The 2,524-nt window shown below is 38.9% G+C and carries 1 protein-coding gene; it reads right to left on the minus strand.

The features are described 5' to 3' along the window. Nucleotides 1-118: 118 nt before the first annotated feature. On the minus strand, nucleotides 119-2,119 hold the full coding sequence (locus LI074_RS16870) for a right-handed parallel beta-helix repeat-containing protein (protein WP_118330437.1): 2,001 nt from the start codon (nucleotides 2,117-2,119) through the stop codon (nucleotides 119-121). Nucleotides 2,120-2,524 lie beyond the last annotated feature (405 nt).

Genomic DNA, 2,524 nt, shown 5'->3' on the forward strand with positions numbered 1-2,524 from the left:
TTTTGGCATATTCATGCCAAAACACCTCGCGGAATAGTGGTGTGTGAACAGTAACAATTATATTACTGCTCACTCAGGCGTAGATTCACAATTGTATCCGATAACTTACTTAATTCGTTTAAAATGCAGTACATATATTAACGTTTTTCCCAACGTCTTCCTTCTCTGCAAAAGGTCCGGGAATTACCTTGGCACCTCTGTGTCCTCCAAAGTAATCGGTATCAAATGTTATCGGTGTTCCATCCGGATTTTCGAAGAATTCTTCCGGCTCAAAAGCTTTTCCCAAAACTTCTGTATTGATCATACGTCCGGAGAAATCTTCAAGAATCTCATATATATTTGTATCCAGGAAATATTTTCCGTCTTTCTCTGTTAATTCTACCTTCACATTCTCAGAAGAAACGAACCCATTTTTCTCATGTTTCCATGCCTTTGCACCATTAAGATAAACATTTCCTTCACTCCATACCGGTAAATGATCAAAATGAACTGATTCCAGTTTCTTCATGTCTGCAGGTTTTGTAAAATCAAACTGTGAAATCCATTCATCATACGTTGGATACTCATCAAACATCCAAGTTCCGACTTTTCTGTTTTCAGAATCAAATCCATCATCAGAATCATGCATTGTAATAAAATCTTCTGAAGGCCATTTCTGGACGAAAATATTACTATAGAAACGATCATCTCCATGAAGTATAGTCATAAATCCCATAACCTCTGTACGATGAGGCATATGATATGGTGTATAACGCCAACTGGTTCCTTCGCCTACACAAGTTAAAGCACCGCAGATCAGATTATGTACCATAGCAACACCCTGAGTAGCAAAACGCAGGCTGGCATCTGATAAAAGGATATTGTTATCAATAAGAGTAGGACCATGACCTACTTCAACAAAAATATCCTGGCACATCATACCACCTTTCAACTGTTTAGCAAATGCCGGACGCTGATTGTCATGGAGCAGGTTCTGAGAAAGTCGTGTACCCTGAGCTTCCCAATCACACCAGATTCCCATAGTACAATGATGAATATGATTTCTTCTCATAATAACATCAATTGCAGCATGCATTTTAATTCCGGCAATTTCTGCTCCGCCCAATTCCATCATATTGTTGATATGGTGAATATGATTATCCTCAATAATACTGAATACACCACCCATACGCCCGATAATACCACCCTGCTCACAGTGGTGGATATTGTTTCGGCGGATAATATGACTTCCTACTTTTTCCTTAAGCCAGCCATGATACTGTCCACGGCATACCGCGTCTCTTTCCATTTGAGTTGGACTCTTAACATATTTATTAGTAAAATAATGATCATTTTCCGGATCATAATATTTTCCAAGAGAAATTCCTGCACATTTGCTGTTAGAAATTTCGCAGTCCTCAATGATCCATCCTTTACTCCAGTGAGGCCCGATCATGCCATCCTGATAAGCTGCAGGCGGTGCCCAGGTAGTTGCTGCTTTTGTAACTACGAAACCACTGACTGTGATATATCCAACACCTGTTTTTGATGGCATAAAGCATTCACGACGTACATTAATTTCTACATTTTCCTCATTTGGATCTGCTCCATGAAAATTCGCATAAATTACTGTCTCATCTTTTTCCTGATCCTGTTCTGTGTACCATTTATAAGTAGATTCCTCCGGAACCCAACTACACTCATAAACCTCGGCTTTAATACATTCCTCTACACTTCCAGCCTCATAAAGTGCTCGGTTATTAAGATATACACATCCTGTATGTTTGTCAGCTTTAGCAAAATACCAGTCTCCATATACCATAGTTGTATATGGATTATAGTTGCCAAAAAGACTGTTCGCAACACGGCATACCCATACGTTTTCCTTATAAGGAACCCATGACTGAATTCGTTCTGCTCCGGTAATAACTGCCCCAAGAGGCTCTACACTCCTGTAAGTAATTCTGGCATCCTCTCTACCCGCATGAACAGGATCTACATACTCCCGATAAACTCCAGGAGCTACCCAAACTTCATCCCCCGGCTGTGCAATTTTTGCTGCATCATTAATATGACGAAACGGCATCTGTTCTGTACCATTACCATCATGACCAGCATTTACATTTACATAAATCTTCATGAAAAACCCTCCCATATATGTTTCTATTATAGCAGTCCTCGTAAATAATGCATTTAAGACAGTTCAGCATGATTTCACACTCTGATGGGCTGGATTAAGATGTATTATTTTAGAGGATTAATAGATTCTATAAATCTTGCTTATAATTTTAAAACCCATTTTCCTGCAAGACAATATATTTTTAATCCCACTTTCTATAATTTTCTATGTAAATGGTCAGAAGTTTCAGACATTCCTTTCTATAGATTTTTGCACACAAAAAAACCAGCTAGATGATAGCTGGTTTTTACTGTACCTTCAAAACTACATACATGTTGACATTTCCTTGAGATTCATTCTTCCTGCGATTTTTGGTCAAGCCCTCACCCGATTAGTAACAGTCAGCTCCATGTGTTGCCACACTTC

It is taken from the genome of Blautia sp. MSK18_10 (genome assembly GCF_020553185.1).
GTDB lineage: Bacteria > Bacillota > Clostridia > Lachnospirales > Lachnospiraceae > Blautia_A > Blautia_A wexlerae.

Bases quoted from the DNA above. Each gene is read 5' to 3' on its own strand.
- LI074_RS16870 (WP_118330437.1), bottom strand. From the start codon at position 2,119: ATGAAGATTTATGTAAATGTAAATGCTGGTCATGATGGTAATGGTACA.